Source organism: Streptomyces mexicanus, from assembly GCF_902506575.1.
Classification (GTDB): Bacteria; Actinomycetota; Actinomycetes; order Streptomycetales; family Streptomycetaceae; genus Streptomyces; species Streptomyces mexicanus.
In genome coordinates this window covers 272,007-298,050 of sequence record NZ_LR732544.1, presented here as the reverse complement: position 1 = coordinate 298,050, position 26,044 = coordinate 272,007, and the positions used below count along the sequence as shown (strand labels likewise).

Annotated in this window: 23 protein-coding genes and 2 pseudogenes; 16 read left to right on the top strand and 9 right to left on the bottom strand. The window is 70.1% G+C overall.

What is annotated here, in order from left to right:
- Positions 1 to 51 precede the first annotated feature (51 nt).
- Positions 52 to 750 (top strand): response regulator transcription factor, encoded by a 699-nt coding sequence (locus tag GV126_RS01375; protein ID WP_438947870.1) that lies wholly within the window; start codon positions 52 to 54, stop codon positions 748 to 750.
- Positions 747 to 2,324: a HAMP domain-containing sensor histidine kinase gene (locus GV126_RS01370; protein ID WP_236569833.1), complete on the top strand. Its 1,578-nt coding sequence runs from the start codon at positions 747 to 749 to the stop codon at positions 2,322 to 2,324. Before GV126_RS01375 ends, GV126_RS01370 begins: the two co-directional genes overlap by 4 nt.
- On the opposite strand, the gene GV126_RS01365 is transcribed toward GV126_RS01370, so the two are convergent.
- On the bottom strand, positions 2,304 to 2,891 hold the full coding sequence (locus GV126_RS01365) for a pyridoxamine 5'-phosphate oxidase family protein (protein ID WP_159662043.1): 588 nt from the start codon (positions 2,889 to 2,891) through the stop codon (positions 2,304 to 2,306). The genes GV126_RS01370 and GV126_RS01365 overlap by 21 nt on opposite strands.
- 247 nt (positions 2,892 to 3,138) lie before the next feature.
- Here GV126_RS01365 and GV126_RS01360 point away from each other — a divergent pair, with 247 nt between their 5' ends.
- From GV126_RS01360 to GV126_RS01340, 5 genes are all read left to right on the top strand, one after another.
- On the top strand, positions 3,139 to 4,332 hold the full coding sequence (locus GV126_RS01360; RefSeq protein WP_159662042.1) for an argininosuccinate synthase: 1,194 nt from the start codon (positions 3,139 to 3,141) through the stop codon (positions 4,330 to 4,332).
- A gap of 123 nt (positions 4,333 to 4,455) precedes the next feature.
- Positions 4,456 to 5,883, top strand: a complete 1,428-nt coding sequence (gene argH, locus GV126_RS01355; RefSeq protein ID WP_159662041.1) for an argininosuccinate lyase — start codon at positions 4,456 to 4,458, stop codon at positions 5,881 to 5,883.
- 66 nt (positions 5,884 to 5,949) lie between these two features.
- The gene (locus tag GV126_RS01350) at positions 5,950 to 6,921 is read left to right on the top strand and encodes an aldo/keto reductase (protein ID WP_159662040.1); all 972 of its coding nucleotides are present in this window, start codon (positions 5,950 to 5,952) and stop codon (positions 6,919 to 6,921) included.
- 88 nt (positions 6,922 to 7,009) lie between these two features.
- Positions 7,010 to 7,558, top strand: coding sequence for a TetR/AcrR family transcriptional regulator (locus GV126_RS01345; RefSeq protein ID WP_236569832.1), 549 nt, complete (start codon positions 7,010 to 7,012; stop codon positions 7,556 to 7,558).
- 27 nt (positions 7,559 to 7,585) lie between these two features.
- Entirely contained in the window at positions 7,586 to 9,097 is a 1,512-nt protein-coding gene (locus GV126_RS01340) for an MFS transporter (RefSeq protein WP_159662039.1), read from the top strand.
- A 45-nt stretch (positions 9,098 to 9,142) separates the two neighbouring features.
- Here the strand turns inward: GV126_RS01340 and GV126_RS01335 are convergent, their stop codons facing one another.
- Positions 9,143 to 9,814, bottom strand: a complete 672-nt coding sequence (locus GV126_RS01335; protein WP_159662038.1) for a lysophospholipid acyltransferase family protein — start codon at positions 9,812 to 9,814, stop codon at positions 9,143 to 9,145.
- 1,438 nt (positions 9,815 to 11,252) lie between these two features.
- On the opposite strand from GV126_RS01335, the gene GV126_RS37415 reads away from it, so the two are divergent.
- Positions 11,253 to 12,188: a universal stress protein gene (locus GV126_RS37415; RefSeq protein WP_159662037.1), complete on the top strand. Its 936-nt coding sequence runs from the start codon at positions 11,253 to 11,255 to the stop codon at positions 12,186 to 12,188.
- A 96-nt stretch (positions 12,189 to 12,284) separates the two neighbouring features.
- Here GV126_RS37415 and GV126_RS01325 read toward each other — a convergent pair whose 3' ends face one another.
- Entirely contained in the window at positions 12,285 to 14,045 is a 1,761-nt protein-coding gene (locus GV126_RS01325) for an MOSC and FAD-binding oxidoreductase domain-containing protein (RefSeq protein ID WP_159662036.1), read from the bottom strand.
- A 255-nt stretch (positions 14,046 to 14,300) separates the two neighbouring features.
- Between GV126_RS01325 and GV126_RS01320 the strand changes: the two genes are divergently transcribed.
- From GV126_RS01320 to GV126_RS01310, 3 genes are all read left to right on the top strand, one after another.
- On the top strand, positions 14,301 to 14,516 hold the full coding sequence (locus GV126_RS01320) for a VOC family protein (RefSeq protein WP_185947060.1): 216 nt from the start codon (positions 14,301 to 14,303) through the stop codon (positions 14,514 to 14,516).
- A 559-nt stretch (positions 14,517 to 15,075) separates the two neighbouring features.
- Positions 15,076 to 16,653: a GMC family oxidoreductase gene (locus GV126_RS01315; RefSeq protein WP_159662035.1), complete on the top strand. Its 1,578-nt coding sequence runs from the start codon at positions 15,076 to 15,078 to the stop codon at positions 16,651 to 16,653.
- A 201-nt stretch (positions 16,654 to 16,854) separates the two neighbouring features.
- Positions 16,855 to 17,529, top strand: a complete 675-nt coding sequence (locus GV126_RS01310) for a helix-turn-helix domain-containing protein (protein ID WP_159662034.1) — start codon at positions 16,855 to 16,857, stop codon at positions 17,527 to 17,529.
- A 97-nt stretch (positions 17,530 to 17,626) separates the two neighbouring features.
- On the opposite strand, the gene GV126_RS37070 is transcribed toward GV126_RS01310, so the two are convergent.
- The 4 genes from GV126_RS37070 to GV126_RS01295 form a co-directional block, all read right to left on the bottom strand.
- On the bottom strand, positions 17,627 to 18,106 hold the full coding sequence (locus GV126_RS37070) for an aminotransferase class III-fold pyridoxal phosphate-dependent enzyme (RefSeq protein ID WP_268977480.1): 480 nt from the start codon (positions 18,104 to 18,106) through the stop codon (positions 17,627 to 17,629).
- A 43-nt stretch (positions 18,107 to 18,149) separates the two neighbouring features.
- Positions 18,150 to 18,395, bottom strand: coding sequence for an aminotransferase class III-fold pyridoxal phosphate-dependent enzyme (locus GV126_RS37065; protein WP_268977479.1), 246 nt, complete (start codon positions 18,393 to 18,395; stop codon positions 18,150 to 18,152).
- Between the two features lie 405 nt (positions 18,396 to 18,800).
- Positions 18,801 to 19,229 carry a hypothetical protein gene (locus GV126_RS01300; protein WP_185947059.1) on the bottom strand — a complete coding sequence of 143 codons (429 nt, stop codon included), beginning with the start codon at positions 19,227 to 19,229 and terminating at the stop codon, positions 18,801 to 18,803.
- The gene (locus tag GV126_RS01295; RefSeq protein ID WP_159662033.1) at positions 19,226 to 19,600 is read right to left on the bottom strand and encodes a hypothetical protein; all 375 of its coding nucleotides are present in this window, start codon (positions 19,598 to 19,600) and stop codon (positions 19,226 to 19,228) included. The genes GV126_RS01300 and GV126_RS01295 overlap by 4 nt, the downstream gene beginning before the upstream one ends.
- A gap of 976 nt (positions 19,601 to 20,576) precedes the next feature.
- On the opposite strand from GV126_RS01295, the gene GV126_RS01285 reads away from it, so the two are divergent.
- Positions 20,577 to 21,221, top strand: coding sequence for a hypothetical protein (locus GV126_RS01285; protein ID WP_328707319.1), 645 nt, complete (start codon positions 20,577 to 20,579; stop codon positions 21,219 to 21,221).
- A gap of 518 nt (positions 21,222 to 21,739) precedes the next feature.
- On the opposite strand, the pseudogene GV126_RS36120 reads toward GV126_RS01285, so the two are convergent.
- Positions 21,740 to 22,040: pseudogene (locus GV126_RS36120) on the bottom strand (dihydrofolate reductase family protein); the annotation flags it as partial.
- A gap of 183 nt (positions 22,041 to 22,223) precedes the next feature.
- Between GV126_RS36120 and GV126_RS01275 the strand changes: the two are divergent.
- Complete coding sequence (locus tag GV126_RS01275) at positions 22,224 to 23,027, top strand: SDR family NAD(P)-dependent oxidoreductase (RefSeq protein ID WP_159662032.1); 804 nt, start codon at positions 22,224 to 22,226, stop codon at positions 23,025 to 23,027.
- A gap of 533 nt (positions 23,028 to 23,560) precedes the next feature.
- Here GV126_RS01275 and GV126_RS01270 read toward each other — a convergent pair.
- A complete protein-coding gene (locus GV126_RS01270) occupies positions 23,561 to 23,851 on the bottom strand; it encodes a hypothetical protein (RefSeq protein WP_159662031.1) in 291 nt (96 codons plus the stop codon).
- A gap of 159 nt (positions 23,852 to 24,010) precedes the next feature.
- On the opposite strand from GV126_RS01270, the gene GV126_RS01265 reads away from it, so the two are divergent.
- From GV126_RS01265 to GV126_RS37570, 3 genes and pseudogenes are all read left to right on the top strand, one after another.
- A complete protein-coding gene (locus tag GV126_RS01265) occupies positions 24,011 to 24,643 on the top strand; it encodes a hypothetical protein (RefSeq protein ID WP_159662030.1) in 633 nt (210 codons plus the stop codon).
- A gap of 264 nt (positions 24,644 to 24,907) precedes the next feature.
- The gene (locus tag GV126_RS01260) at positions 24,908 to 25,219 is read left to right on the top strand and encodes a hypothetical protein (protein ID WP_159662029.1); all 312 of its coding nucleotides are present in this window, start codon (positions 24,908 to 24,910) and stop codon (positions 25,217 to 25,219) included.
- 232 nt (positions 25,220 to 25,451) lie between these two features.
- Positions 25,452 to 25,707 (top strand): annotated as a pseudogene (locus GV126_RS37570) (restriction endonuclease); the annotation flags it as partial.
- Positions 25,708 to 26,044 lie beyond the last annotated feature (337 nt).

Below are 26,044 nucleotides of genomic sequence, written 5' to 3'. Positions count from 1 at the left end.
GCGCGCGCGGCGGGCGCCGGCGGGCGCCCCGGGGGGGGGGCCGGCGGGGGGGTGGGGCGGGGGGGGGAAGGGCGGGCGCCGGCCGGGGCGCACGGGGGCAGGCGGGCGCGGCGGGGGGAGGCCGTCGGGGGGGGGGGGCGTCGCGGCCGGCCCGACGGCGTGGGGCCGGCGCTCGCCGCCGCCCGCGAGCTGCTGCCCGACGCGGTCGTGCTGGACGTGATGCTCCCCGACACCGACGGCTTCGCCGTGCTGCGCTCGCTGCACACCGTGCGGCCCGACGTGTGCGTGCTCTTCCTCACCGCGCGCGACGCCGTGGAGGACCGCATCGCCGGGATCACGGCGGGCGGCGACGACTACGTGACCAAGCCGTTCAGCCTGGAGGAGGTCGTCGCCCGGCTGCGCGGCCTGCTGCGGCGCGCCGGGATGGCCCGGCAGTCGGCGGACGGCCCGCGGCTGATGGTGGGCGACCTGGTCATGGACGAGGACGCCCGCGAGGTCACCCGGGCCGGCGAGCTGATCGAGCTGTCGCCGACCGAGTACGAGCTGCTGCGCTTCCTGATGCGCAACCCGCGCCGGGTGCTCAGCAAGACCCAGATCCTGGACCGGGTGTGGTCCTACGACTTCGGCGGCCGGGCCCACGTGGTCGAGCTGTACATCTCCTACCTGCGCAAGAAGGTCGACGCGGGCCGCGAACCCATGATCCACACGGTGCGCGGCGCGGGATACGTGCTCAAGCCGGCGGTCCGGTGACCGGGGCGGCGCGGGCCGCGGCCCGGTGGACACGGCGGCTGCCGCGGCCGCGCACGCTGCGGGCCCGGCTCACCGCCGGACTGGTGGTGCTGCTGGCCGTCAGCTGCGCCGCCGTGGGCGTGGCCGCGGTGGTCGGGCTGAACGGCTTCCTCACCGGCCGGCTGGACGAGCAGCTGGCGCAGACGGGGCCGAGCTTCGCGCAGAGCCTGGAGCACGGCACCGCCCGCGGCCCGGCAGAGGGCACCGGCGCGGCCAAGCCCTCCGACCACGACGGCGACGAGCACGGCGACACCCGCCGCCAGGCCGCCGAGACCTTCGGCGCCCGCCTGGTGGACGGCACGGTGACCAACGCCGCGGTCGTCCCCTCCCGCGCCCACCCGGACTTCGCCGTCGCCCTCACCGCCGCCGACCGCAGGGCGCTGGCCGCCCTCCCGGCGAACCGCACCGGCCACACGGTGTCCGTCTCCGCCCTGGGCGACTACCGGCTGATGGCCTGGCCGGGCCGGGACGGCGACGTCCTGATCACCGGGCAGCCGATGGAACCCGTCCGGGCCACCGTCCACCGGCTCGAACGGGTCGCCGGGGTCGTCTTCGGCGCGGCCCTGGCGCTGGCCGGCGTCGCCGGAGCGGTGTGGGTGCGCTGGTCGCTGCGGCCGCTGAGCCGGGTCGCGGCCACCGCCACCCGGGTCAGCGAGCTGCCGCTGGCCAGCGGCGAGGTGGCGCTGCCGGCGCCGCGGACCCCGCCGGCCGACCCGCGCAGCGAGGTGGGCCGGGTCTCCACCGCCTTCGACCGCATGCTCCACCACGTGCAGGACGCGCTGACCAAACGGCACGCCAGCGAGAAGCGGCTGCGCAGCTTCGCCGCCGACGCCAGCCACGAGCTGCGCACCCCGGTCGCCTCGGTGCGCGGCCACGCGGAGCTGGCGCTGCTGCACCCGGGCCCGGTGCCCCCTGAGGTCACCCGCGCCCTGGAACGCATCGCCGCCGAGTCCGCCCGCATGGGCGAGCTGGTCGACGAGATGCTGCTGCTGGCCCGGCTGGACGCGGGCCGCCCCTTGGAGCGCCGCCCGGTGGACCTGACCCGGCTGGTGCTGGACGCGGTCACGGATGCGCGGGCCGTGGGCCCCGGGCACCGCTGGACGCTCGACCTGCCCGAGGATCCGGTGACGGTGCCCGGCGACGCCCACCGCCTCCAGCAGGTGGTGTCCAACCTGCTGGCCAACGCGCGGCTGCACACCCCCGAGGGCACCGAGGTCACCGTCACCCTGGAGACCGGCGCGGACACCGCGTCCCTGTGCGTCCACGACGACGGGCCCGGGGTCCCGGCGGAGGTCCGGCCGGGCGTCTTCGAACGCTTCACCCGCGCCGACCGCCGCCGCACCGACCTCTCCGGCGGTGCCGGGGCGGGCCTGGGCCTGTCCATCGTGGCGGCGGGGACGGAGGCGCACGGCGGAAGCGTGGCCCTGGACAGCCGCCCGGGCGCGACGGCGGTCACGGTCCGGCTGCCCCTGCACCCCCCGGGCACGGGCACCCCGGACCGCGAGCGGCCGGTGTCAGACCGGGGACGGCGGTAGCGGCAGGGGCAGCCCGGGCAGCCCGTCCAGGCTGGTCGCCACGTGCTCCTTCTTGGCGAAGTAGCCGCTGAGCGAGGCGTCGTCCTCGCGGGCGAACCGCTTGCCGTGCAGGTCGCGGTCCTGCTCGTACGCCATGAAGGGCACCGCGTAGCCGCAGGTGTCCCGGATCAGCTCGGCGTGGACGACGATGACGGCGCGCAGCCCGTGCACGCTCCAGTCGATGCCGGGGAAGTGCCCGAGGAGCTGGGCGAAACGCGGGTCGTCGCGGAAGACGGGCTCGCCGCGCCCGTGCACGCGCACGATGTTCGGCGGGCCCTGGAACGCGCACCACATGAGGGTGATCCGGCCGTTCTCCCGCAGGTGCGCGATGGTCTCGGCGTTGGACCCGGCGAAGTCGAGATAGGCCACGGTGTGCTCGTCGAGCACGGCGAAGGAGCCCTTGAGGCCCTTGGGGGAGAGGTTGACCGTGCCGTCGCCGGAGAGCGGGGCGGTCGCGGTGAAGAAGAGGGGCTGTTCCTCGATGAAGGTGCGGAGCCTGCCGTCTATGCGGTCGTAGGTCTTTCCCATACCCGGCGATTGTCCGGGCTTTTCTTTCGCCTGTCTAAGGGATTCCAGGGTCCGGACAGCCGCCCCGCGCATCCTCCGGTACGCCCGCAGGCGCCCGTGCGCACGCCCACGGACCGCCCGCGCCCGCAGACCTCGCCGGGTACGCCCGCAGGCCCCGCGCGGCGACCCGCCGCCCGCCCGGATTGACGAACCATGCAGAGTTCTGCATACTCATGCATGTCAGCGAATGCACTGTGAGGAGAAACCCGTGACCGAGCGCGTCGTACTCGCCTACTCAGGCGGTCTGGACACCTCCGTCGCCATCGGCTGGATCGCCGAGGAGACGGGCGCCGAGGTCATCGCCGTTGCGGTCGACGTCGGCCAGGGCGGCGAGGACCTGGACGTCATCCGCAAGCGCGCGCTCGCCTGCGGTGCCGTCGAGGCCGAGGTCGCCGACGCCAAGGACGAGTTCGCCGACGAGTACTGCCTCCCGGCGATCAAGGCCAACGCCCTCTACATGGACCGCTACCCGCTGGTCTCCGCCCTGTCCCGGCCGACCATCGTCAAGCACCTGGTCGCCGCCGCCAAGAAGCACGGCGCCACCACCGTCGCCCACGGCTGCACCGGCAAGGGCAACGACCAGGTCCGCTTCGAGGCCGGCATCGTCGCCCTCGCCCCCGACCTGAAGTGCATCGCCCCGGTCCGCGACTACGCGATGACCCGTGACAAGGCGATCGCCTTCTGCGAGGCCAAGGGCCTGCCCATCGCGACCACCAAGAAGTCCCCGTACTCCATCGACCAGAACGTCTTCGGCCGCGCCATCGAGACCGGCTTCCTCGAGGACATCTGGAACGCCCCGATCGAGGACATCTACGAGTACACCTCCAACCCGGCCACCCCGCGCGAGGCCGACGAGGTGATCATCACCTTCAAGCAGGGCGTCCCGGTCGCCATCGACGGCAAGCCCGTCTCCGTCCTGCAGGCCGTCCAGCAGCTCAACGAGCGCGCCGGCGCCCAGGGCATCGGCCGGATCGACATGGTCGAGGACCGCCTCGTCGGCATCAAGTCCCGCGAGGTCTACGAGGCCCCCGGCGCCATCGCCCTGATCACCGCCCACCAGGAGCTGGAGAACGTCACCGTCGAGCGCGAGCTGGCCCGCTACAAGCGGCAGGTCGAGCAGCGCTGGGGCGAGCTGGTCTACGACGGCCAGTGGTTCTCCCCGCTCAAGCGCGCCCTGGACGGCTTCATCGACGAGGCCAACCAGCACGTCTCCGGCGACATCCGGATGACCCTGCACGGCGGCCGCGCGGTCGTCACCGGCCGGCGCTCCGAGCAGTCGCTGTACGACTTCAACCTGGCCACCTACGACACGGGCGACAGCTTCGACCAGTCCGCGGCCAAGGGCTTCATCGACATCTACAGCCTGTCGTCGAAGATCGCGGCCAAGCGCGACCTCGCCTAGGGCGCGAGCGGACCTCCGCCGCGACGCGCGGGTCCCCCTCACGGCATCAGCCTGACAGCCGCCTCCCCGCCTGGAAAGGTGGGGAGGCGGTGGCACCTCCGTACCTTCTCTCGGAGCAACGCAGTGAGCAGCAACAGCGGTGACGTACGGCTCTGGGGCGGCCGTTTCGCCGACGGTCCCGCCGAGGCCCTGGCGAAACTGTCCGCGTCCGTCCACTTCGACTGGCGGCTCGCCCCCTACGACATCGCCGGCTCGCGCGCGCACGCCCGCGTGCTGCACACGGCGGGACTCCTCACCGAGGACGAACTGACCCGGATGCTCGCCGGGCTCGACCGGCTGGAGGCGGACGTGGCCTCCGGCGAGTTCACCGGCACCATCGCCGACGAGGACGTCCACACGGCCCTGGAGCGCGGCCTGCTGGAGCGGCTCGGCCCCGACCTCGGCGGCAAGCTGCGCGCGGGCCGCTCCCGCAACGACCAGATCGCGACCCTGTTCCGCATGTACCTGCGCGACCACGCCCGGATCATCGGCGGCCTGATCGCGGACCTGCAGGACGCGCTGATCGGCCTGGCCGAGGCCCACCCGGACGTGGCGATGCCCGGCCGCACCCACCTCCAGCACGCCCAGCCGGTGCTCTTCGCCCACCACGTCCTCGCCCATGTGCAGGCCCTGTCCCGGGACGCCGAGCGGCTGCGCCAGTGGGACGAGCGCACCGCCGTGTCGCCGTACGGCTCCGGCGCCCTGGCCGGCTCCTCCCTCGGCCTGGACCCCCAGGCGGTGGCGCGCGACCTCGGCTTCGAGCACGGCAGCGTCGGCAACTCCATCGACGGCACCGCCTCGCGCGACTTCGTCGCCGAGTTCGCCTTCGTCACCGCGATGATCGGCGTGAACGTCTCCCGGATCGCCGAGGAGATCATCATCTGGAACACGAAGGAGTTCTCCTTCGTGACCCTCCACGACGCCTTCTCCACCGGCTCGTCGATCATGCCGCAGAAGAAGAACCCGGACATCGCCGAGCTGGCGCGCGGCAAGTCCGGCCGGCTGATCGGCAACCTGACCGGTCTGATGGCCACGCTCAAGGCGCTGCCGCTGGCGTACAACCGTGACCTTCAGGAGGACAAGGAGCCGGTCTTCGACTCCTGCGACCAGCTGGAGGTGCTGCTGCCCGCCTTCACCGGCATGATCGCCACCCTCACCGTGCACCGCGAGCGCATGGAGGAACTGGCCCCGGCCGGCTTCTCCCTCGCCACCGACATCGCCGAGTGGCTGGTCAAGCAGGGCGTGCCGTTCCGCGTCGCGCACGAGGTGGCCGGCGAGTGCGTCAAGGTCGCCGAGTCCGAGGGCAAGGAGCTGGACGAGCTGACCGACGAGCAGTTCGCGAAGATCTCCGCCCACCTGACGCCCGAGGTCCGCACGGTCCTCAACGTTCCCGGCGCCCTCGCCTCCCGTAACGGCCGCGGCGGTACGGCGCCCGACGCGGTCGCCGCGCAGCTGGCGGAGCTGAAGGCGGACGTGGCCGCTCAGCACGCCTGGGCCGACGCCAAGAAGTGACGTCGCGGCGTCGCGGGTTACGTTGGTCGGCGACCGCAGGGAGTTGCCGACCGAACGGAGCCCGCGATGCCCTTCGCCCGACTGGCCGCCGCCACCACGCCCACCTGCCGCATCGGCCTCGGCCTGGCCGCCGTCGGGCGCCCCGGATACATCACCCTCGGCCGGGAACGCGACCTGCCCGCCGACCGCACCGTGGACGCCCTGCGCGCGCGCACCCACGACCTGCTGGACGCCGCCTACGCGCAGGGCGTCCGCTATCTCGACGCCGCCCGCTCCTACGGCCGCTCCGAGGAGTTCCTCGCCGACTGGCTGCGCGCCCACCCCGAGATCGACGACGTGGTGATCGGCAGCAAGTGGGGCTACACCTACACCGCGAACTGGACCACCGACGCCGAACGGCACGAGGTCAAGGACCACGGCCCGGCCACCTACGAGCGCCAGCGCGCCGAGACCGCCGCCCTGCTCGGCGACCGGCTCGACCTCTACCAGATCCACTCGGTGACCCCCGACAGCCCGGCCCTGACCGACAAGGACCTGCACGCCCGGCTCGCCGAGGCCGCCGCCCAGGGCCTGACCATCGGGTTCTCCACCAGCGGCCCCGCCCAGGCCGACGCGATCCGCGCCGCGCTGGAGGTGAGCGTCGGCGGTGAGCCGCTGTTCCGGACCGTGCAGTCCACGTACAACGCCCTGGAGACCTCCGCCGGCCCCGCGCTCCAGGAGGCGCACGACGCCGGGCTCACGGTGATCGTCAAGGAGGGCATGGCCAACGGGCGGCTGGCCGAGCCGCACGCCCCCGAGGCGTTGCGGGCCGTCGCCCGGGAGACGGGCCAGGGCTGCGACGCGGTCGCCCTCGCCCTGATCCTGCGCCGCCCGTGGGCCGGCGTCGTCCTCTCCGGCGCCGCGACCGTCCCCCAGCTGATGTCCAACCTGCACGCCGCGGCCGTCGACCTGGACGACGAGCAGCTCGCCCGCCTGGCCACCCTCGCCGAGGACCCGCGCGCCTACTGGGAGCGGCGCGCACAGCTGCCCTGGCACTGACGCACGCCGCAGCCGGATCCGCCTCCCCCGGTGATGCACACATGCCCAGAATGAGACAAGAATGTCTCACCTGGGCTACGCTTGTCTCATGGCCCTCGATCGTGACCACGTACTGCGCAGCGCAGCCGCCCTGCTGACCCGGAGATCCACCGCGACCATGGACGAGGTCGCCAAGGCCGCCGGGATCAGCCGGGCCACCCTGCACCGCCACTTCGCCGGGCGCGACGCGCTCGTGCGCGCCCTGGAGGACCTGGGCATCGCGGAGTGTGAGCGGGCGCTGGAGGCCGCCCGCCTGGACGAGGGTCCGGCCGCGCAGGCCGTGCACCGTCTGATCCGCGCGATCGAGCCCGCGGCCGGTCTGCTGGCCTTCCTCTACACCGAGAACCAGCTGTTCGAGGGCGAGGAGCAGAACGCGGGCTGGGCCAGGATCGACGAGCGCCTGACGGCCCTGTTCCGGCGCGGCCAGGCGAGCGGCGAGTTCCGCATCGACCTCACCCCGGCCTGGCTCACCGAGGCGCTGTACGGCCTGCTGGCCTCCGGCGCCTGGGCCGTGACCGAGGGCCGGGTCGCCCGCAAGGACTTCACCTACATGATCGCCGAGCTGCTGCTCGGCGGCGTACGGCGTACGAACGCCTGAGAAGAAACGCCTGAGAAGAGAGGAACCATGACCAGCACCCTGCAGCCGGCCCCGGTGACGGAGGCGGACCGGCGCCCGGGCCGGTGGCTCGCGCTGGGCGTCCTCGTCCTGGCCGTGCTGCTGGTGGCCGTCGACGCGACCGTCCTCGGTCTCGCGACCCCCTACATCAGCGACGACCTGGAGCCGTCCGGCACCCAGTTGCTGTGGATCGGCGACGTCTACTCCTTCGTCATCGCCGGCCTGCTCGTCTCCATGGGCAGCCTCGGCGACCGCATCGGCCGCAAGCGGATCCTGCTCGGCGGCGCCACGGCGTTCGGCGCGATATCCGTGCTCAACGCCTACGCGAGCAGCCCCGAGCTGATGATCCTGGCGCGGGCCCTGCTCGGTGTCGCGGGCGCGACCCTGATGCCGGCCACCCTCGCCCTGATCCGCAACATCTTCCACGACCCGCGCGAACGCAGCCTCGCCGTCGGCATCTGGGGCGCCACCGCCTCCGCCGGCACGGCCGTCGGCCCCATCGCCGGCGGATTCCTGCTGGAGCACTTCTGGTGGGGCTCGGTCTTCCTGATCAACCTGCCCGTGATGGCCGTCCTGGTCCTGGTCGGGATCAAGCTGCTGCCCGAGTCCCGCAACCCCGACCCGGGCCCGTGGGACCTGCCCAGCGTCCTGCTGTCCCTGGTCGGCATGATCGCCGCCGTGTACGCGGTCAAGGAGGCCGCCGCGCACGGCATCGCCTGGCCGGTCGTGGTCACCGCGCTGGTGGGCGTCGGTGCCCTGTCCTGGTTCGTCCACCGCCAGCTGACCCTGCCCACGCCGCTGCTGGACGTCCGCCTCTTCGCCAACCGCGGCTTCAGCGGCGCGGTGGTGGCCGACCTGTTCACCGTGCTCGGCATGTCCGGCCTGGTGTTCTTCCTGTCCCAGTACCTGCAACTGGTGCAGGGCAGGCGACCCTTCGAGGCCGGGCTGGCCGAACTGCCCGCCGCCGTGGGCGCGGTCGCGGCCGGCCTGGTGGCCGGACGGGTCGCCCGGCGCTTCTCGGTGCGGGCGGTGGTCTCCGGCGGGCTGGCCGCCGTCGGCCTGGCACTCGCCGCGCTGACCCTGCTCGACGCCTCCACCGGCTACCCGCTGCTGGGCACGGCCCTGCTGGTGGTCGGCGTGGGCGCCGGCTTCTCCTTCACGGTCACCGCCGACGTCATCCTCGCCGGCGTGCCCCGGCAGCAGGCGGGCGCCGCCTCCGCGGTCTCCGAGACGGCGTACGAACTCGGTGCCGCGCTCGGCATCGCGCTGCTCGGCTCGATCGTGACCGCCGCCTACCGCGGCTTCACCGGCCCGCGGGGCACCCCGCCGCAGGCCCACGAGTCACTGGGCGGCGCGGTGGAGGCGGCCGCGGACCTGCCCGCCCACACCGCCGGGGAACTGCTGTCCGCCGCCCGTGACTCCTTCGTCCACGGCCTGCACCTGGCCTCCGGCGCGGGCGCGGCGGTCCTGCTGGCGACGGCGGCCGCGGCCTGGTTCCTGCTGAAGGGCCACAAGCTCTGAGGCCGGTCCCCGCGGACGCGGGGCGACGGCCCCGCGCGGCCGGGGCTACGCGGCCTTCGCCTTGGTGGCGTACATGTCCACGTACTCCTGCCCGGACAGCCGCATGACCTCGGCCATCACCGAGTCGGTCACCGCCCGCAGCACATAGCGGTCGCGGTCCATGCCCTCGTAGCGCGAGAACTCCATGGGCTCGCCGAAGCGGACGGTGACCTGGCCGGTCCGGGGCATGCCCGTGCCGCCCGGCTGGATCTTGTCGGTGCCGATCATGGCGAACGGCACCACCGGGGCGCCGGTCATCAGCGTCAGCCGCGCGATGCCGGTGCGGCCCCGGTACAGGCGCCCGTCGGGGGAGCGGGTGCCCTCGGGGTAGATCCCGAAGACCTTGCCCTCCTCCAGGATCCGGCGGCCCGTCATCAGCGCGGCGACCCCGCCCTTGCCGCCGTCGCGGTCGACCGGGATCATGCCGACGCCGGTGAAGAACCAGGCCATCAGCCGGCCCTTGAACCCCTTGCCGGTGACGTACTCGTCCTTGCCGATGAAGAAGACCTGACGGTCGCAGACCAGCGGCAGGATCATCGAGTCGATGAACGTCAGATGGTTGCCGGCCAGGATGACCGGACCGTCACCGGGGATGTGCTCCGCGCCCTCCACCCGTGGCCGGAACATCAGGCGCATGACCGGGCCGAGCACTGCCTTGATGAGCGCGAAGCGGGACAACTGGCCCTCCGGTGTCCAGGGATTCCTTATGAGTCTGTGCAGGTGAGGACGATACTCGCGGCGCGGGTGCGCGCGCACATCGGGCTCACCACCTCTTACACACTGTTGACGTACGTTTACCTGCACGTCCCTGCCGTCGCCCGACGGCGACACGGCCGGAGGGCTGTGACGGAGATTACGGATCGTCACCCGTCCCGCTCGCGCCCGTCCGTGTCCGGCACCCGCGCCCGCCCCTCTGCCCCGCGGCGGCGCGCACCCCGCGTGCGCGTCCCGGGCGGCCGGCCTCGGGGTCGTCATCCGCGCGACACCGGGCGGCGGCGCCGTGTTCGGCGCGAGGTCTCCCGGATGTCATGCCCACGCACCTACGATCGGCGCGCACGGACGACACGAGCGCAGGAGGCGGTCATGGGGACGCAGCAGCCGCGGGAGCGGGCCGGGGCGGGGGAGAGCGGCGAGAGCACCGGGAGAACGGGGACGGGGGAGACCGGCGGGACGGGCCGCCGGGCGCCGCCCCGCGCCGCGGGGGCCGGGGGCCCCCCGCCCGGCCCCCGGCCGCCCCCCCCGGCCCGGGGCCCCGCCCGGCCCGCCGCCCCCCGGGGGCCGCGGCCGCGGGCGCCCCCCCCCCCGCCCCCCCCCCCCCCCCCCCCGGCGGGGCCGGCCCCCCCCCCCCCCCGCGCCGCCCCCCCCCCCGCCGCCCCCGCCCCCCCCGCCCCGCGCGCCGCGGGGCCGCCCCGCGCCGGCGCGGGGCGGCGCCGCCGAGGCGCCCGCAGATAGGGCAGTGCCCCTGGACCGATCGGGGGTATCGGTCCAGGGGCACCGGGTGAGGGACTGCCAGCCGGCGACAGGGGGGCGCGGGCCGACGGTCCGGCCGGCTGGGCCAGGGGATGTGACGTCCCGTTCCGGTCCAGCCGGGGTCTTCTACAAGGGGCGGCGCAGCACGAGCGCCAGGGCGGCAAGCGCAGTACCGAGGATCCAAGTCTGCCGCCAGGTCCACCATGGCAGTGCGCGACGCGGGCGCCGGCGGTGCCGGTTCACCCGTTCTCCCAGGTGCCGCGGCGGGCAAACAGTTCGATGGCCGCCCATGTCGTCGGCCAGGAGTCGGCGAATCCTCCGCCGTACAGGGGCCGCAGGTAGGAAACGCTGGCCCGGACATGAGCCCGTCGCCGAGGAAAGCGGGCGTGGACGGTTTTGGCCCGGCTGGAGCGTGGGTGATGGTCACCGCGCTGGTCAGAAGGCGCCAGCCTCATTCCCCCGCCCCCGCCCCGCCGGTGCGGGGGCGGGAGGTCCTCCGGCGGTCGGCGCAGCCTGACCACAGAGAGCGGCAAGACACCCTCCGGCGGGAGGGCCAGGAGTTCCCGGACGGGCAGGTGGGATTCTGCTGGGTGGGGCAGGGGACGGTCCAGGTGGAGGGTGTAGTGCTGGCGGCGGCCGTGCGGTGATGCAGGGCTGGTGGGCCGGCGAGGCGACGGCGCGGCGGAAGTTCTCCGGCTGGATCGGCGAGTACGGCAACCTCCACGGCGTCCGGATCACCCTCGTTGACGAGGACACCGAAGCCACCTTGTTGCGCGAGGCCCGACGCGCCACCGTCGTCGTCACAGGCTGCCGGGGAAGAGGACCCATCACAGGTACGCTGCTGGGCTCGGTCAGCCGCTCCTCGGCGACGCGCGCCCCCTGCACCGTCGTCGTCGTACGCTGCCCCCGAAAGAACCGGCAACCAGCCAATGGTCCGATCGTGGTCGGCGTGGACGACCCCGCAAGCGGCGCTGCGGCGATCCGCTTCGCCTCCACGAGGCCCAGGCGCGACACTCCGTCCTGGAAGCCATACACACCTGGCGTCGCCCCGGCCACAGGGCCCAGGCGCATCCCCTATTCGTCGGGAACCCCGCGCACGAACACGAGGATCAGGCAGCGGCCATGCTCGACCGTGCTCTGTGCGATGCAGAACGTGATCATCCCGACATGCCGGTGCGCCGTGTCATCACGGAGGGCTCCGCCCGCCACGTGTTGCTCGCCCACTCGGCCACGGCCGACCTCCTCGCCCTTGGCGCTCCACGACGGCGCGGCCCCCTCGGGCTGCCCTCGGGAGCATGGCACATGCAGTGCTCCGTCACGCCGTCTGCCCGGTCGCAGTGGTACCTCAGCACTGAGGTGTGTCCCTGCCGCCGGAGGACTTGCATGCCCTCCTGGCCCCGGTCGGCCTGGTGCGGGCGCGCCGCCTGGACCGCCCTGCTGCCCGGAAGCTGGTGGTGGCTGCCGTCCGCAGCGAGCTCAAGGCCGTCCAGGGGTCACGGGCCGCGCGGATGCGCTCAAGGTCCTCGCCGACCGGCTAATCGTCAACCGCAGCGGCTTGCCCCGTAAGCGGCATGTCCCGTAAACCGACAGCCGCCGTTGCGTTCGGCGTCGTGGTATGGGGCGCTGAAGAGGGCTCGATGGGCTTCGGCAAGATCGCATTTCGACAGCTGCCAGCTCATTAGAGATCGAGGACGACCTCGGTGGTCGGTGCACTGCAGCAGACGAGGATGGTCCCGGCCTCGGGCAGTTCGAGGGGCGGGGTGGTGTAGGTGATGTCACCTGCCACGAGCTGAGTGATGCAGGTGTGACAAACGCCAGTGCGGCAGGACCAGCGTGTGGGGATGTCGCAGGCTTCGGCGAGATCGAGGAGGGAAGCATGTGCGGGTGACCATGGGGTGGTGACGCCGCTGCGAGCGAAGGTGATGAGGGGGCCGGTGCCCCTGGGACCGGCTGGTTGGTGCGGCCGGACGGCGCCAGTGGGCGCGATGCCAGGGTTGATGGCTGGGAGGGCGCTGAATTGTTCCGTGTGGATCCTCTCGGGGCTCAGGCCGCGATCGCGCAAGAAGCCGGCAATGTCGTCCATGAAGGCAGGCGGTCCGCAAAGGTAGGCGTCGGCGTCGGCGGGGATGCCCAGGACCGCGAGGGATGAGGCAGTAGGGCGGCCCTGGGTGATGTAGGACCTTTCGGGGCCTGCGGTTTCGCAGGTGTAATAGATGTGCTCGTGGGCGTTGGGGAGTCGCCCGAGAAGCGTGTGCGTCTCGTCCGCGAAGGCGTGGTGGGCGCGGTCGTGTGCGGTGTGGATCCACCAGACAGGCCGTGGATCTCTTTTGGCGGCTAGGTGGTGAAGCATGGCGAGCACCGGAGTAGCACCGATCCCCGCGGAGATGAGAGCGATCGGGCGGGTGCCTTCTTGGAGTACGAACGTTCCGCGAGGGCTGGCGACGCCCAATAGGTCCCCTGGGAGAAGCCTGGTATGGATGTAGCTGCTGACTTTCCCGTGGGGTTCGTGCTTGACGCTGATGCGGTAGGTGCCTTCTTCGGAAGTGGACGAGAGTGAGTAGGTGCGCACGGCGGGGGCGGCGTCGGCGACGGGTAGGCGGAGGGAGAGGTACTGGCCTGGGCGGGCCTCGGGTAGGGGTGTGCCGTCAGTGGTCTTGAGGTAGATCGACGAGACGGTGGGGGTCTCGGGGACGATGCGTGCGACGCGCATCGTTTTGAACCCAGGCCATCTTGGCGCCTCTCTGGGTTGTTGGGCGGTGGCGCGTTCGCCGGGCCATCCCGGCTCCTGTGTGGGTTGTTGGGCGGCGGCGAGCTCGCGGAAGGACTGCTGCCATCCGGGGCTGAGCGCGGGGATGTCCAGGGCTTTGCGTAGCTTCGCGGGGTCACGGCCGGGGAGGTAGAGCAGTGCGTCGGTGTCGGCGACGCTGAGTTCTTCCGGGCCCTTGCGGGTAAGGGTGATCTCGTCGCCGGCCTGGACGTGTCCCTCGCTGATGACGCGCAGGTAGAAGCCGGGGCGGTGGTGGGCGACCAGCAGGGAGGCCATGGCGGGTTCGCCCAGGCGCATGCCGACGCGATAGCAGGTGACGCGTGGCTGGGTGACTTCGAATTCGGCTTGGCCGATGCGGTACCGGTCGCCGATGCACACGTCGTCGTCGGGCAGTCCGTCGACGGTGAAGTTCTCCCCGAACATCCCGAAGGTCAGGTCGTCACGACCGAGTTGCTTCTGCCAGTACTGGTAGGACTGCAGCTGGTAGACGAGGACGGCGCGGATTTCGCCACCGTGTCCGGCGAGGTCTCCTTGGCCGTCTCCTTCGACGTTCAGCCGCCGGACCATGCGTGAGCCTTGGACGGGGACCTTCCAGGCTCCGGTGCGGACGGTCCTTCCCTGCCAGGAGACATCCTTGGGCATGCCTACGTTGACGGACAGCAGCGTGGCCATTGCGGACCTCCTGCGGGGTGGCCGGCCGGGTAGCTTTTCTGGCTCTGTGATCTGTTCCTTGGGGCCGATCCTAGTTCCGGGCCGGTGCCGCCGCGATTTCGTGATCATGGATCTGGTGGTGCATTCACTGAGACTCTTCGAAATCGTGGAACCGGCGCGGAAGGACTGTGTCCATTCGTTTTCCCTGGGCAAATCATTCGTATCGTGCATGCTCGCAAGGTGGCGGGGTCGCGCGGTACTGACCAGAATGATCAGATGGACTACACGCTCGAAGTCGTCATCCTCCCTGTGACCGATGTCGACCGCCCTTTGGCCTTCTACACCGAGCGTCTGGGTTTCCACCTGGACGTGGATTACGGGTCCAGTCCCGATTTCCGTGTCGTACAGCTGACGCCTCCTGGCTCCGCGTGCTCGGTGCAGATCGGAGTGGGTCTCACCGACGCCGAGCCTGGCTCCGTGCGGGGCCTGTAGTCGAGGATTTCGTCGGCGGTCTTCGTCCAGACGAAGGGTCTGGGGTGTTCGTTCCAGTCCGCGAGCCAGGTTCGGATGTCGCGCTCGATGTCGGCGCCGGACGTCGGTGCGCTTGGGGGGCGCCTCGCCTGAAGAGAGCCTTGACGGTCCTGCCGGGATGGGCGTCGAAGACCGACGTCCTACGTAGGCCGGGGCGGACAGCGCGGCCGGCCCACACTGGTCTCCCGCAGCGCCACCGCCCAGGACGCCGCCCTTGCCGCCGAGCTCTGGGACCTCTCGCACGGCTCACGGCCACGTCCTTCCCCCTCGGCTGACAGCTGGGAGGCGCACCCCGCCACCTGCCCCCGGTGTGCGCGGCGCCGCCTCAAGAGACGGACGCGCTGTTCGTGGGGCCGGGACACCGGTCAGGCCGTCAGCGCATCGAGGTCGTAGGCCGCCGCGCTGTTCAGGGCCGGGCCAAGCGGACTGGGGAGGCTGTTCCGCTGACTGGCACAGGCTTGGGGAGGAACGGGCCTGCGGGGTTGTATCGAGAGGACCGTATCAGAAAGGTCCTTTCATCATGGCTTGTGTCATTGGTTACGACTATGTGGTGGTCGGTGCGGGGACGGCCGGGAGTGTGCTCGCGGCTCGGTTGTCGCAAGACGCGGCAGTGCGAGTGCTGCTGATCGAGGCAGGGAGCGCGGAGATCGAGGCACCGGTGCGGACGCCGCGGGCGTGGGTGTCGTTGATGGGGTCTTCCGCGGATTGGAACGATGTGTCTGTGACGCAGGCGGCCACGGGTGTGTCGTATCCGCTGCCGCGGGGGCGGGGGATCGGCGGTTCGAGCAGCATCAATGGAATGGTCTTCCTGCGTGGGCACCATTCCTCCTATGACGCCTGGGGCCAGGCCGGCGCCCGGGGATGGGGGTTCGCGGACTTGCTGCCCTTCTTCCGGCGCAGCGAAAGTACTCAGGGGCGCGATCCGTCTGTGCGAGGTGTGCACGGGCCGATGCGGGTGGCGCCGGCGTCCCGGCCCCATCCGGTATCAGTGGCAGGCGTGGAAGCGGCCGTCGAGGCCGGACATGCGCGTGCCGCCGATCCTGCCGGCGGTCTGCAGGAGGGGGCGGGCCTTCACGATCTCACCATCGTCGCAGGACGTCGGCAGAGCGCGGCGGATGCCTACCTGCGGCCCGTGCTGTGTCGATCGAACCTGGACGTCGTCACCGATGCCTTTGTCCATCGTCTCCGGATGGTGGGTGACCGTTGCGTCGGGGTGTGCTATTCCCTGGGCGGGGAAGAGGTGACGGTCGACTGCTCGGGCGAAGTGGTTCTGGCGGCGGGGGCGATTGGCTCACCACACCTGTTGATGCTGTCGGGCATCGGGCCCTCGGAGCATCTGCGGGATGTAGGGGTCGACGTGGTAGTGGACCTTCCCGGAGTAGGAGCCAACTTCCAGGATCACCCGCAAACCAGCATCGTCTACAGCGCCGCGGCACCGATCCCGGTGAGCCGCAACAATCATGGCGAGGCCAGTGTCCTGTGGCGCAGCGAACTGACCGGGTGGCCTGATCTGCAGGCTTTGTTCGTAACGCTCCCCTATCACAGTCCCGCCTTGCACGGGCCTGCGGAGGGTTACTCGATCGCTGTGAGTCTCATGACGCCGCGGAGTCGAGGGTGGGTGCGCCTCGCTAGTCGTGAGCCGGATGTGGCGCCGCTGGTGAACCCGAACTACCTGAGAGACAGTCGCGACGTCGAGGCCCTGGTACTGGGTCTGCAACGTGCCCGCGAGATCGGTGAGGCACGTGCTCTTTCCGCGTGGCGGGGATCCGAAGTGCTTCCCGGCCCCGGCCTGCGTGATGCATCAGCCCTGCGAAAGCATGTACATGAAAGTCTCACCACCTACTTTCACTACGCCGGTACCTGTCGGATCGGAAGCGATGAAGAGGCCGTCGTAGACGATCACCTGCGAGTTCACGCTGTCCACGGTCTGCGTGTAGCAGATGCTTCCGTCATGCCGTCCATCGTTTCAGCCAACACGAACGCCGCGGTACTCGCCATTGCCGAACGGGCCGCTGACCTCATGTCTCAGAACCCCCCATATGGCAGTCAGCGTCGACTCCCTCACCCACAGCGACCGCCGTTTCGGGTCATTCGATAGTGATCCCGCATTGATTCGACATTGTCTAAACAATGCAAAGATCCTCCCCTCGCCCGCCGGGGCACCTTCCACTAACCTCTCACGTGTATCAAGTTTTCGGCGTCGGCGCCGAGGATAACTGTGGTGGTGTGCTTTTGCCGCACCCGCCTCCTGTGACAGGCCGACGTCGGAAGAGTCAAGAACCGTCGGAAGAGCGAATAAATGACCGACGACTCCACCGCTGCCCCCGCGGTGACAAGCGAGGAAGCAACCCCCGCTGGAGTGGTGCACAACACGTTCGCGCTCGTACGTGTCCTGAGCCAGGTGCATCGGCCGGTCGGCGTGACGGATCTGGCGTCGGTGGTGGGTATACCGAAGACCACCGCGCACAGGCTTCTGGAGCAGATGGCCCGGGAAGGTATCGTGACGCGCCGTGATCACAAGTGGGCACTTGCGCCGGGCTTCGGTGATCTGGCACGGCCGGCGCACCAGCCCTCGCCTGTGGCGCTGGTTGCGCGTCCGCGGCTGCAAGCTCTGTCACAGGCCACCGGCGCGACCCTGTTCCTGCACCGGCAGTCCGGGGACACCTTGGAGACCTTGTGGTGCTGGTTTGGACCGCACTTCCGCCGTGTGATGCCCCCGGCGGAACAACGGCTGGCCGCCGTCCACCCGGCCTCGGCAATCTGGCGCGCACTCCGCTTCGGACAACTGGCCGCCGAATATCAGGAGGTGCACCCGGGGTGCAACTGCATCGCTGCGCCCGTCTGCCTCCCGTCCGGTGGCACCGGCGTCGTCACATTGGTTCGGCCGGACAACCTGGAGGTCGAGTCCCTCAAGCGTCCTCTGGAGAGGGTCGCGTCCAGGATCCTCTCCGACATGCGTCGCCTCGGGTGTTGACGGCAGACGACGTTCGCGCGCACGGCGCTGGACGGATACAGCCCATCGGCCGGTGCCTGGTGCCATACCCCTCCCATTGTTTCGTTCGCCGTCGGCGCTACCGGGACACGCCACGAGGCTCGGCCAGAACCGAGCGATACGACTTCTCGAACAGGTCCGCCATCACCGTGATCTCCTCGGCGGTGGTGACCAGCGGCGGTGCGAAGGCGACGGTGTCGCCGATGGCCCGGAGCAGGAGACCGTTGTCGACCGCCTTGGCCATGACGGCCGCACTCATATCGCCTTCCTTCCTGCCTCCGACGCCCGCAGTGAAAGTAACCGCAGCGAATCCGTAGCCCCTGACGTCACGGACGGCCTCCGCACCGCGAAAGACGTCGAGACATTCCATGAGCCGGGGTGCTGTGTCCCGTACGTGACGGGGAATGTCTTCGTCGACGAGGACGGCGAGGGCCTCGCGCGCGACGGCCGCGGCCACCGGATGCCCGGAGTAGGTGAAGCCGTGACCGAAGGCGCCGATGCTCTTGGAGCCCTCGGCGATGGTGTCCATGACCCGCTGCCCCACCATGACTGCGGAGATCGGTGCATAAGCGGAAGAGAGCCCCTTCGCCAGAGTGACCAGGTCAGGGGCTGAGCCCGAATTCGGCGGTGGCGAACATGGACCCTGTGTGGCCGAAGGCGGTCACGACCTCGTCGGCGATGAAGAGAATGTCATACCGGGCGAGAACCTCCTGTACACGGGCGTAGTAACCGGGCGGGGGGATGATAATTCCGCCCGCGCCGAGGATCGGTTCCGCGATGAACGCGGCGATCGTGTCGGCGCCCTCGGCTGCGACGAGCTGTTCCAGACGGGCGATGAGATGGCCCACGTACTGTTCTTGTGTCATGCCACGCCTGCGCCGCTCGGATCGCCCCGGCACCGAGCCGGGCAAGCCGGTTCTGCAATCGCTCGAACACGAGGCGGCCTGCGGCGTCCCATACGACCAGCCCGCTTTTCCATCGCGGCCGCATCCGGCAGCTGCACGGCCCCTGCTATGACCCCGGAAACGCTGGCCCCATGCGGTCACCTCGACCGGCTGCACCGGGAGCACCGCCTTGTCGTCCTGCGGGGGCAGATTGGGATGATCGACAGTCGCCTGGCCAGGGCCCGCGCCAGTGGGGCTGGGCCACCCTCCACCAGGACGCCGGTGGTGTTGGTACATGCCGTCCCACCTGGTCGACCACCCCGGTTGCTGCGCCGCTTCGTGGATGTGACAGGTCCCATGGACGCAAGCTCAGGGAGTGCCGGCGATCGCGCAGGCGCGGCACGGGGGACGGCCGCAGGTGCACTGCAGGATTCCGTCCAGCACCTCGTGGTCGTGGTAGAGGCACTCGTCGCGGCAGGTATGGCGGGGGACGAAACCCGCCTGGAGCTCGTCCGGCCACGGCTCCTCGCCCTCCCGGCAGCGCGTGAAGCGCTCGGGGTCCATAGCGTGCAGCTGCTGCATGCCTGCCCGGGCCTCGCCTTCCAGGGTGCCCGCCTGGGCGAGCATGCCCTTGAGCTGCTCGGCGAAGCCGGAGAACCTGGCGTCGCCGGTTCTCACATGCGCCGCGTTCAGCGCCATGATGGCATTGCCCAGGAATCGCCGCGCATCTTGAAGATTGGTGACGTGGTGCAGCTGAATGCCCGTCACGCCCCTGACCCACACAGCCTCGTTGCTCACTTGCCCACCTTCCGGACGAGAGTCATCCTCTGGTTAACCGGCGAGCTGACGACCGTGTCCGGATAGGCGTGCCAGCCCACGCTGACGGTGATCAGGATCTTGGAGTGGCCGGGGCCCTGGGGCAGCACTCTTGAGTCGATGTGGTACTGGTCGATCACCTGGCGCAGTTCGTCGACGCGGTCCGGGAACAGCCTGAGATCCTCGACCTCCTTCACGTCGGTCAGCGGGTCAAAGGGATGGTCGGCGGCTCGCTTCAGCCAGTACGCCGACCCGGTGTCCGAGCCGAAGTGCCAGCGCATGGCCGTGCGGATGAACCTTTCGGAGTCGGGGCGCACCGTCGGCCACAGGTCGAGCACGAAGAGGTATGACATGGGGTGCCTCCAGTAACTGCAGTCGCCCCTTCGTCGGTGGAGCTCGCGACCGCGCTGGTGACGAGCCCGCGAAGAGCGACCTTCTCCAGACAAACCCGTACCGCCGAACGGCTCAACGGGTGTTCCAGCCAGTGGAACGCTCCTCCGGTCGGAAAAGGGAAGGGCCCTGAGCTGGGCGCGCGTCGCCGGCACAGCCTTCTACAGCGACATCGGCTTCGGCGTGCTCACACCTCGCCGGCTTCACGTACGCGACGCAGCAGGCGAAGCTGCCAGACCACTAGATGTGGCGGTGCAATTACGCTGAAGACCACGGCCTCACACGTCCCGCAGGCAGAGCAACCTCGCACGCATCGAGGCGACAGCAGGAGGACATCCCGGATCAGCGGCTCTATCCATACCGGAGCCGTCCGCGCCTGCAACCTGAGGCGGATACTTCCGCGCCACGGTCACCCGACCTCGGTGGGTGACGCGATCCTCCACCATGGCTCAGCGAGATCTTCAAGATCCTGAGACTGGCTGACGGGCCCGGCTACCGGCGGCGATCAAGGTGCACAGGCTAGCCCCAGGGCTGGTACGCGCTCACCCGAATGATCTTCCACGGCCATGTCGGATAGCGTCACCAGCGCTACCAGGACGGCGTGGAAGACCAGATCGGCGCCCTCGGACTCGTCGTTGTCCGGCACGCGCGACACGCGGGTCCGCCACCCCTTCAGCTCCCCGTCAGTCCGGCGGAGAGCTCCTCTGCGCGATCCGGACACCGCCATGGGCTGAGCCCCGCGCATGTCTCGCCGGGCACTCGGCCAACGTAAGCGCGTCGGACCGCGTTGGGCGCCGGGTGGAGCGTTCGGTTCGAGGACGTGCCGCCGGTACGCGGGTTCGGCTGGAGCAAGGGGGACCGCAGTTTCCCCGGCTGGTACTACGCGGTGACGACCAGCCACCATGTGGTTACGAGTCGTGGCTGGAGCGCGACCGGCTAATGCTGCTGGACTTCGCCCCGGACGTGGTGGGGATCGCCTCTACGCATGGAGAGATCGTCATGACCCACGGCATCACCCGTGCCTACCGCCTCGTCGCCGGCTCAACCCCTGAAGAAACTCTGGAAGCGTTCTTGACCCAGGCGCGCGTCGATCCCCGGGTGGTCGGGCTCATTCTCAGCGGCTCCCAGGTCCACGAAGGCATGCCCACGATTCACTCCGACTACGACGTCCATGTCATCGTCGGAGACGACGGCACGGACCTGCTGAAGGAGCTGGAAGGCTTCCGATCTTCACACCTGGACCTGGCTGTCATGCCGCTTGCGGACTTCCGCTTCTGCGGGTTGCCGGGCCATCCACTCAGCTGGATGCGATACGCCTACGTTCACGCTCGCGTGGTCCTGGACCGCCTCGACGGCAAGATCGCCGACATCCTCGACAGCAAGCGAACCCTCGCCCCTGAAGAGGCCCACAGCCACGTCGACACCTTCCTGGACGCCTACATCAACTCCGTCTATCGCTCGTTGAAGAGCAGCCGGGACGGAAGAGACGCCGAGGCCCATCTGGATGCCGCTGAGAGCATCCCCTACGTTCTTGAGGTGCTGTTCGCTCTGCACCAGCAACAAGTACCTTCGGTGGGAACTTGAGCAGCACCCGCTGAGCCAGCCTGGATGGGGCGTCGACCAGCTCCTCCCTGAGCTCCACCGCATTCTTGCTACAGGCAGTCCCGCCTCACAGCGAAGCCTGTTCGCGCGGATCGATCAGGCAGCCCGCGCTGCTGGGCACGGTGACGTTCTTGACGGCTGGGGCACTGATTTGACCTTGATGCACGGTCAGGACCAGGGCAGCCTCCCGCCTCCTGCGAGACCCATTCATCCACTCGCCGACAAACGTCGATTGGGTGAGACACACGAACGTGAGCGGCTTCAGCTGGACAGCTGACCCAAACGCGCTTCAGACGGACCCGGAGTGCAGGGCCGTCACATCGACCGTTCAAACTTCGGTGAGAATGCTCAACCTTCGCCGCGACAGGTCACATGCCCGTCGAGCGCTACCACCTCACCCTGACCGCCGGCGGCCGTGCGGTGATGCAGGGCTGGTGGGCCAGCGAGGCGACCGCACGGCGGAAGTTCTCCGGCTGGATCGGCGAGTACGGCAACCTCCCCGCGTCCGGCCAGTCCAGCGGCTCCTCCAGGGTCGTCGACACCACTGTGGCGGGCAGGCTCCGCGTCCGTGTGACCCACGGGTCGCGCACCTCGGACTCCTCGGTGCTCGACGCCGGTATCTGCGCGAACGCCCGGTACGTGGTGGCCCCGAATATCATCCGCTGCTTCTCGCCGTAGTGGGCGAGGCGGTGTTCGAGCAGCTCGGGGCCCTGCTTGCCCCCGGTAGCCGGTCCAGTCGCCGCCGGCCGCGCCGAAGCCGTCGAGGCTGGAGAAGACGTCGAACGTGTAGGCGGTGGTCATGACGCTCTCCTCAGATGCGGGCGTTCGGGGATCGCTGGTGGTCGTGTCTCCGTTACAGACCGGCCCGTGGGGCGAACCTCGTCGAGCGGCGCGGCCCTGGCGTCCGGGACGCGGTGGTTGGCTGGTACAACGGTGTTTGCACGCGCACACTGCAGGTCAGACGGGCTGAAAGGCGGCACACAGGTGAGCACACGACGCGGTACGGCCCTGGTGACGGGCGCATCCTCCGGCATCGGCGCGGCCTACGCGGAGCGCCTCGCCGCCCAGGGATGGGACACGGTCCTCGTGGCCCGCAGGGCCCAGCGGCTGGACGACCTCGCCCGGCGGTTGCGCGAGGAGACGGGCACCACGGCGGAGACCCTGGTGGCCGACCTGTCGGTGCCCGACGACCTGGCCCGGGTGATGAGCCGGGCGGCGGGCGACGACATCGGGTTCCTCCTCAACAACGCCGGTATCAACGGGTACGGCCCGTTCGCCGAGCTCGAACCGGACTTGCTGGCGAAGGTCCTGCACATCAACGTCCTGGCCGTCACCGCTCTCACCCGGGCCGCGGTCCCGGGCATGCTGGCGCGCGGTGACGGCACCGTGGTCAACGTCGCCTCGCAGCTGGCCTTCGCGGGCTCGCTGCCGCCGCACCCGCTGCCCGAGCGCGCGGTGTACGGCGGAACCAAGGGCTACGTCGTCACTTTCACCCGCACTCTCGCGGCCGAGCTGGCCGCCACACCGCTGAGGATCCAGGTGCTGTGCCCGGGGCTGACCGCCACCGAGTTCCATCGTTCCCGCGGGCAGGAGCCGGTGCCGGCAGGTGACCAGGCCGTGCACGCCGAAGGCGGCATGCCGGTGGGCCAAGTCGTGGACGCCTCACTCGAGGCGCTGGACGGCGACCGGGTGGTGTGCGTACCGGGACTCGACGAACCGTCCCTGATCGACGGTCTGGCGGAGGCCGAGGCGGCGATCCGCGCGGCGGCCCGACGCGGCGCGAGCTGACCGGGAACTCCATCCGCAGGGCCCTGCCGTGCCCGACACGGCCGCGCGGCAGCTCTCAAACGGACAGGCCGTGCGAACCCTGACCAGGAAACGCTCCGCCGGCCACCGAGCAAGCGCCGTCTGAAGAGGCGAGAGAGGCGCCTGCCATCCTGAGGGCATGCCCGTCGAGCGCTACCACCTCACCCTGACCACAGGCGGCCGTGCGGTGATGCAGGGCCGGTGGGCCGGCGAGACAATCGCGTGGCGGAGTTCTCCGGCTGGATCGGCGAGTACGGCAACCTCCACGGCGTCTGCATCACCCTGGTCGACGAGGACACCGGCGAGACGTTGACGACCTGGCCCAAGGAGTCGTAGCCGTCTGCCGAGCTGGGGATCATGGCCCATCGCCCGTACCCGGTCCGCGGCCGCGCGCTGCGGCAGATCATGCACCGGCACCGCAACGAGATCCCGGCCCATCTGCTGCCGCCGTCGGCCCGCGCGTGGGATCCAGGGCACGTTCCCGTGTACCGGCTGTCAACGCGGCGCGGCTTTGATCACCCGTCCTGAGGCTCGGGCTGCTCGGGGTGCCGGGCCGTCTTCTGCACGTCAGCCTCTGCCTCGGTCCGCGACTGTCCTTCCGCTTGGGCGTGTTCGGTGATGGCGGCCTGGACGTCGCGGGCGAGGTCGCGCCAGGCACGCCAGGCCGTCTCGTAGGTTGCGGTCTGCTGCTCGCTCCACGCCTTACGGGTGGGCGGCCCGTACTGGTCCCGGAGCCGTTCGACCTGTGCCTGCGCCGCGTCCGAGGCCCGCTGCATCTCCACGAGTTCTTCGAAGGTGTGTGCCACGCGCGGATCCTAAGCGAGCCTCGAGAGGGCCTGATCGTCCGGCGTGCCGCCCGATCGGGTAGAGCCGTCGCTGTTCCCGGGCGTGCCGCCGGCACGCGCGGGTCCCACAGAACCGACCGCGCACCGGGCGTGATCCCCCGACCTTCTAGAGTGATCAACATGCGATTGAAGCTTGTTATCACCCTGGCTGCGGCCGGTCTTCTCGCGACGGGATGCGGGGGCGGGAAGTCTGATTCGAGTGATGCTGACGCCAAGGCATCGGCGCCGGCAAAGGTGACGATGACGCAGAGACTCACCGACCCGGGCAGCAGCCCCGATCTGGAGCCTTCGCCTTCGCCCGCCGACTCGGCGCCGTTCAATGAGCAGGTTGCCTACGAGTTGCAGAAGCGGACCTTGAAGATGGCTCACGCCCCGGGCAAGACGACGGGAGAGTGCCCCAAGGGTCTGTCGTCGAAGGAGGGCACGAAGGCCACCTGCACGACCACGTACGAGGGCCTGAAGGTCCAGTGGAAAGTCACCGTCGGCGACAAGGCTGCCTGGTCATTCTCCGGCGATTACGTCACCTTCGACGCGACACCGAGCACGGGGATCATCACTCGTGACGGCGTGGCACGCGTGCTGTTCGGCAACTTCAGCCCCGAGTACGTGCTGTGCAACAACATTCCCAAGGCCATCCTTGCGCCGCTGAACGTCGCCTCCAAGTACAGCTGTGAGCCGGTTTACAAGGGCGACAAGCCGCACGGCTACGGGACTCCTGTTCGGGCTACCGAGGACGGCCCCCGCTCCTACTGACCGTCGCCCTTGCTCGCGTCCGGCGTGCGCGGTTGTGTAGGTTCCGGTTTGATCTGTCGTCCGGCGTTGGACTGACCTGCGGCTTCGTGCCGCGTCTGGACGGTGCGTCAGCGGATTCGTCCAGTCGATCTGTCGAATTGCTCAGCCGACACAGTTTGGATGAGGTCTGGGACTGCGGGGGAAGAATGCAGTCACCTGTCGTGGGGGGAGTGATCCGTGTTTCGTTGGGCTCGTCGCCGGATGGCGGCTGCAGATCATGAGGCCATGCTGCGGCAGAGAGTCGATCCGGAGTTGCTGAACAGGATCGTCAAGCGTCGCGTAGCCGAGGTGTGGGGTGAGGCGCGTCGGTTGACCGATCCGATACTCGCGGACGCTGCCCAAGCTGTGGCGGAAGAGGCCGAGAGGCGCAGTAAGCAGTTCATGACCGATGCGCTGGTCATGTGGCATCTACGTGCCAGGGACGCTCAAGAGGCCGAGGAGCGCCGGTACGAGGTGGTGCAGAAGTACCTGCGCTGGCGGGACTACATGGACGGGAGCGTGGAGGGCATCCGTCGTTACGCAAGCCGGGATAAATAGGCGCATAGCGCTCCTGTCGTCCGTGGTCGGCGGGTTGGCCGTTCCGCGGACGGCCCGCCTCGGATCGACGCGACTAGGACGACAAGTTGATGACGAATCACATGGACAACGACATCTCCAATCGGAATCTACAGGTTGTTCACGGACGGGTGGCGGCGCAGCCGCTCGGCCGTGAGGTCGAGGGCTTCCACGTCGGTGCGGTACTCCCGCAGGGCCCGCAGCGCCGTCACGCCCCGCCGACTACGAGCAGATCGCCTTCCAACTGACCGGGCACGCCCGCGCCGTCGTCGCCGAAGCCACGCCGCCGCCCTGCCGAAGAACGACGGCCGCGGCGCCCTCGCCGAAGTCATCCTCCGCGAAGCCACTGGCCGCCTCTCCCAACCGATCCAGGGCACGCACACTGCGCCCAGACCCGAGCCCGGCTCGTGCGGGCTCTCTACGAGTGCCTGGGCCGCCTGGAGGCCGCGCCCGCCAACCGGTCCGTCTGAGTACTATCGGTCATCTTGTAGTGACGGCACGGGCCACCACGGTGGCCAGGGCTGGGTGCGGGTGGTCTTGCTTGGCTGTGCGCGGCCCTCGTGTAAGCCGCGCGCTTGACGCCCCCGCGCAGGGGTGTGATGGGCTCGACCCCCCTGATAGGAGGGGCGAACCGTGAACGACCTCACCCTTTCCACGCAGCAGTACACCGACCGCACTGTGATCACCGTTGCTGCTGAGATAGGCCTCCACAGATGCTCGGCCCTGGCGGAGCCCCTCGTCCAACTTGCTAGGCGTGTGGGTAAGTGAACAACTGCTGGTGGTGGCCTCGTGGTGGAGTGTGGCTGT

Coding starts and splice junctions, on each gene's coding strand:
- GV126_RS01365 (WP_159662043.1), bottom strand. CDS start 2,891: ATGGGAAAGACCTACGACCGCATAGACGGCAGGCTCCGCACCTTCATC.
- GV126_RS01350 (WP_159662040.1), top strand. CDS start 5,950: ATGCCCTTCGCCCGACTGGCCGCCGCCACCACGCCCACCTGCCGCATC.
- GV126_RS01345 (WP_236569832.1), top strand. CDS start 7,010: ATGGCCCTCGATCGTGACCACGTACTGCGCAGCGCAGCCGCCCTGCTG.
- GV126_RS01340 (WP_159662039.1), top strand. CDS start 7,586: ATGACCAGCACCCTGCAGCCGGCCCCGGTGACGGAGGCGGACCGGCGC.
- GV126_RS37415 (WP_159662037.1), top strand. CDS start 11,253: ATGCAGGGCTGGTGGGCCGGCGAGGCGACGGCGCGGCGGAAGTTCTCC.
- GV126_RS01325 (WP_159662036.1), bottom strand. CDS start 14,045: ATGGCCACGCTGCTGTCCGTCAACGTAGGCATGCCCAAGGATGTCTCC.
- GV126_RS01320 (WP_185947060.1), top strand. CDS start 14,301: ATGGACTACACGCTCGAAGTCGTCATCCTCCCTGTGACCGATGTCGAC.
- GV126_RS01315 (WP_159662035.1), top strand. CDS start 15,076: ATGGCTTGTGTCATTGGTTACGACTATGTGGTGGTCGGTGCGGGGACG.
- GV126_RS01310 (WP_159662034.1), top strand. CDS start 16,855: ATGACCGACGACTCCACCGCTGCCCCCGCGGTGACAAGCGAGGAAGCA.
- GV126_RS01295 (WP_159662033.1), bottom strand. CDS start 19,600: ATGTCATACCTCTTCGTGCTCGACCTGTGGCCGACGGTGCGCCCCGAC.
- GV126_RS01285 (WP_328707319.1), top strand. CDS start 20,577: ATGCTGCTGGACTTCGCCCCGGACGTGGTGGGGATCGCCTCTACGCAT.
- GV126_RS01265 (WP_159662030.1), top strand. CDS start 24,011: ATGCGATTGAAGCTTGTTATCACCCTGGCTGCGGCCGGTCTTCTCGCG.
- GV126_RS01260 (WP_159662029.1), top strand. CDS start 24,908: ATGCTGCGGCAGAGAGTCGATCCGGAGTTGCTGAACAGGATCGTCAAG.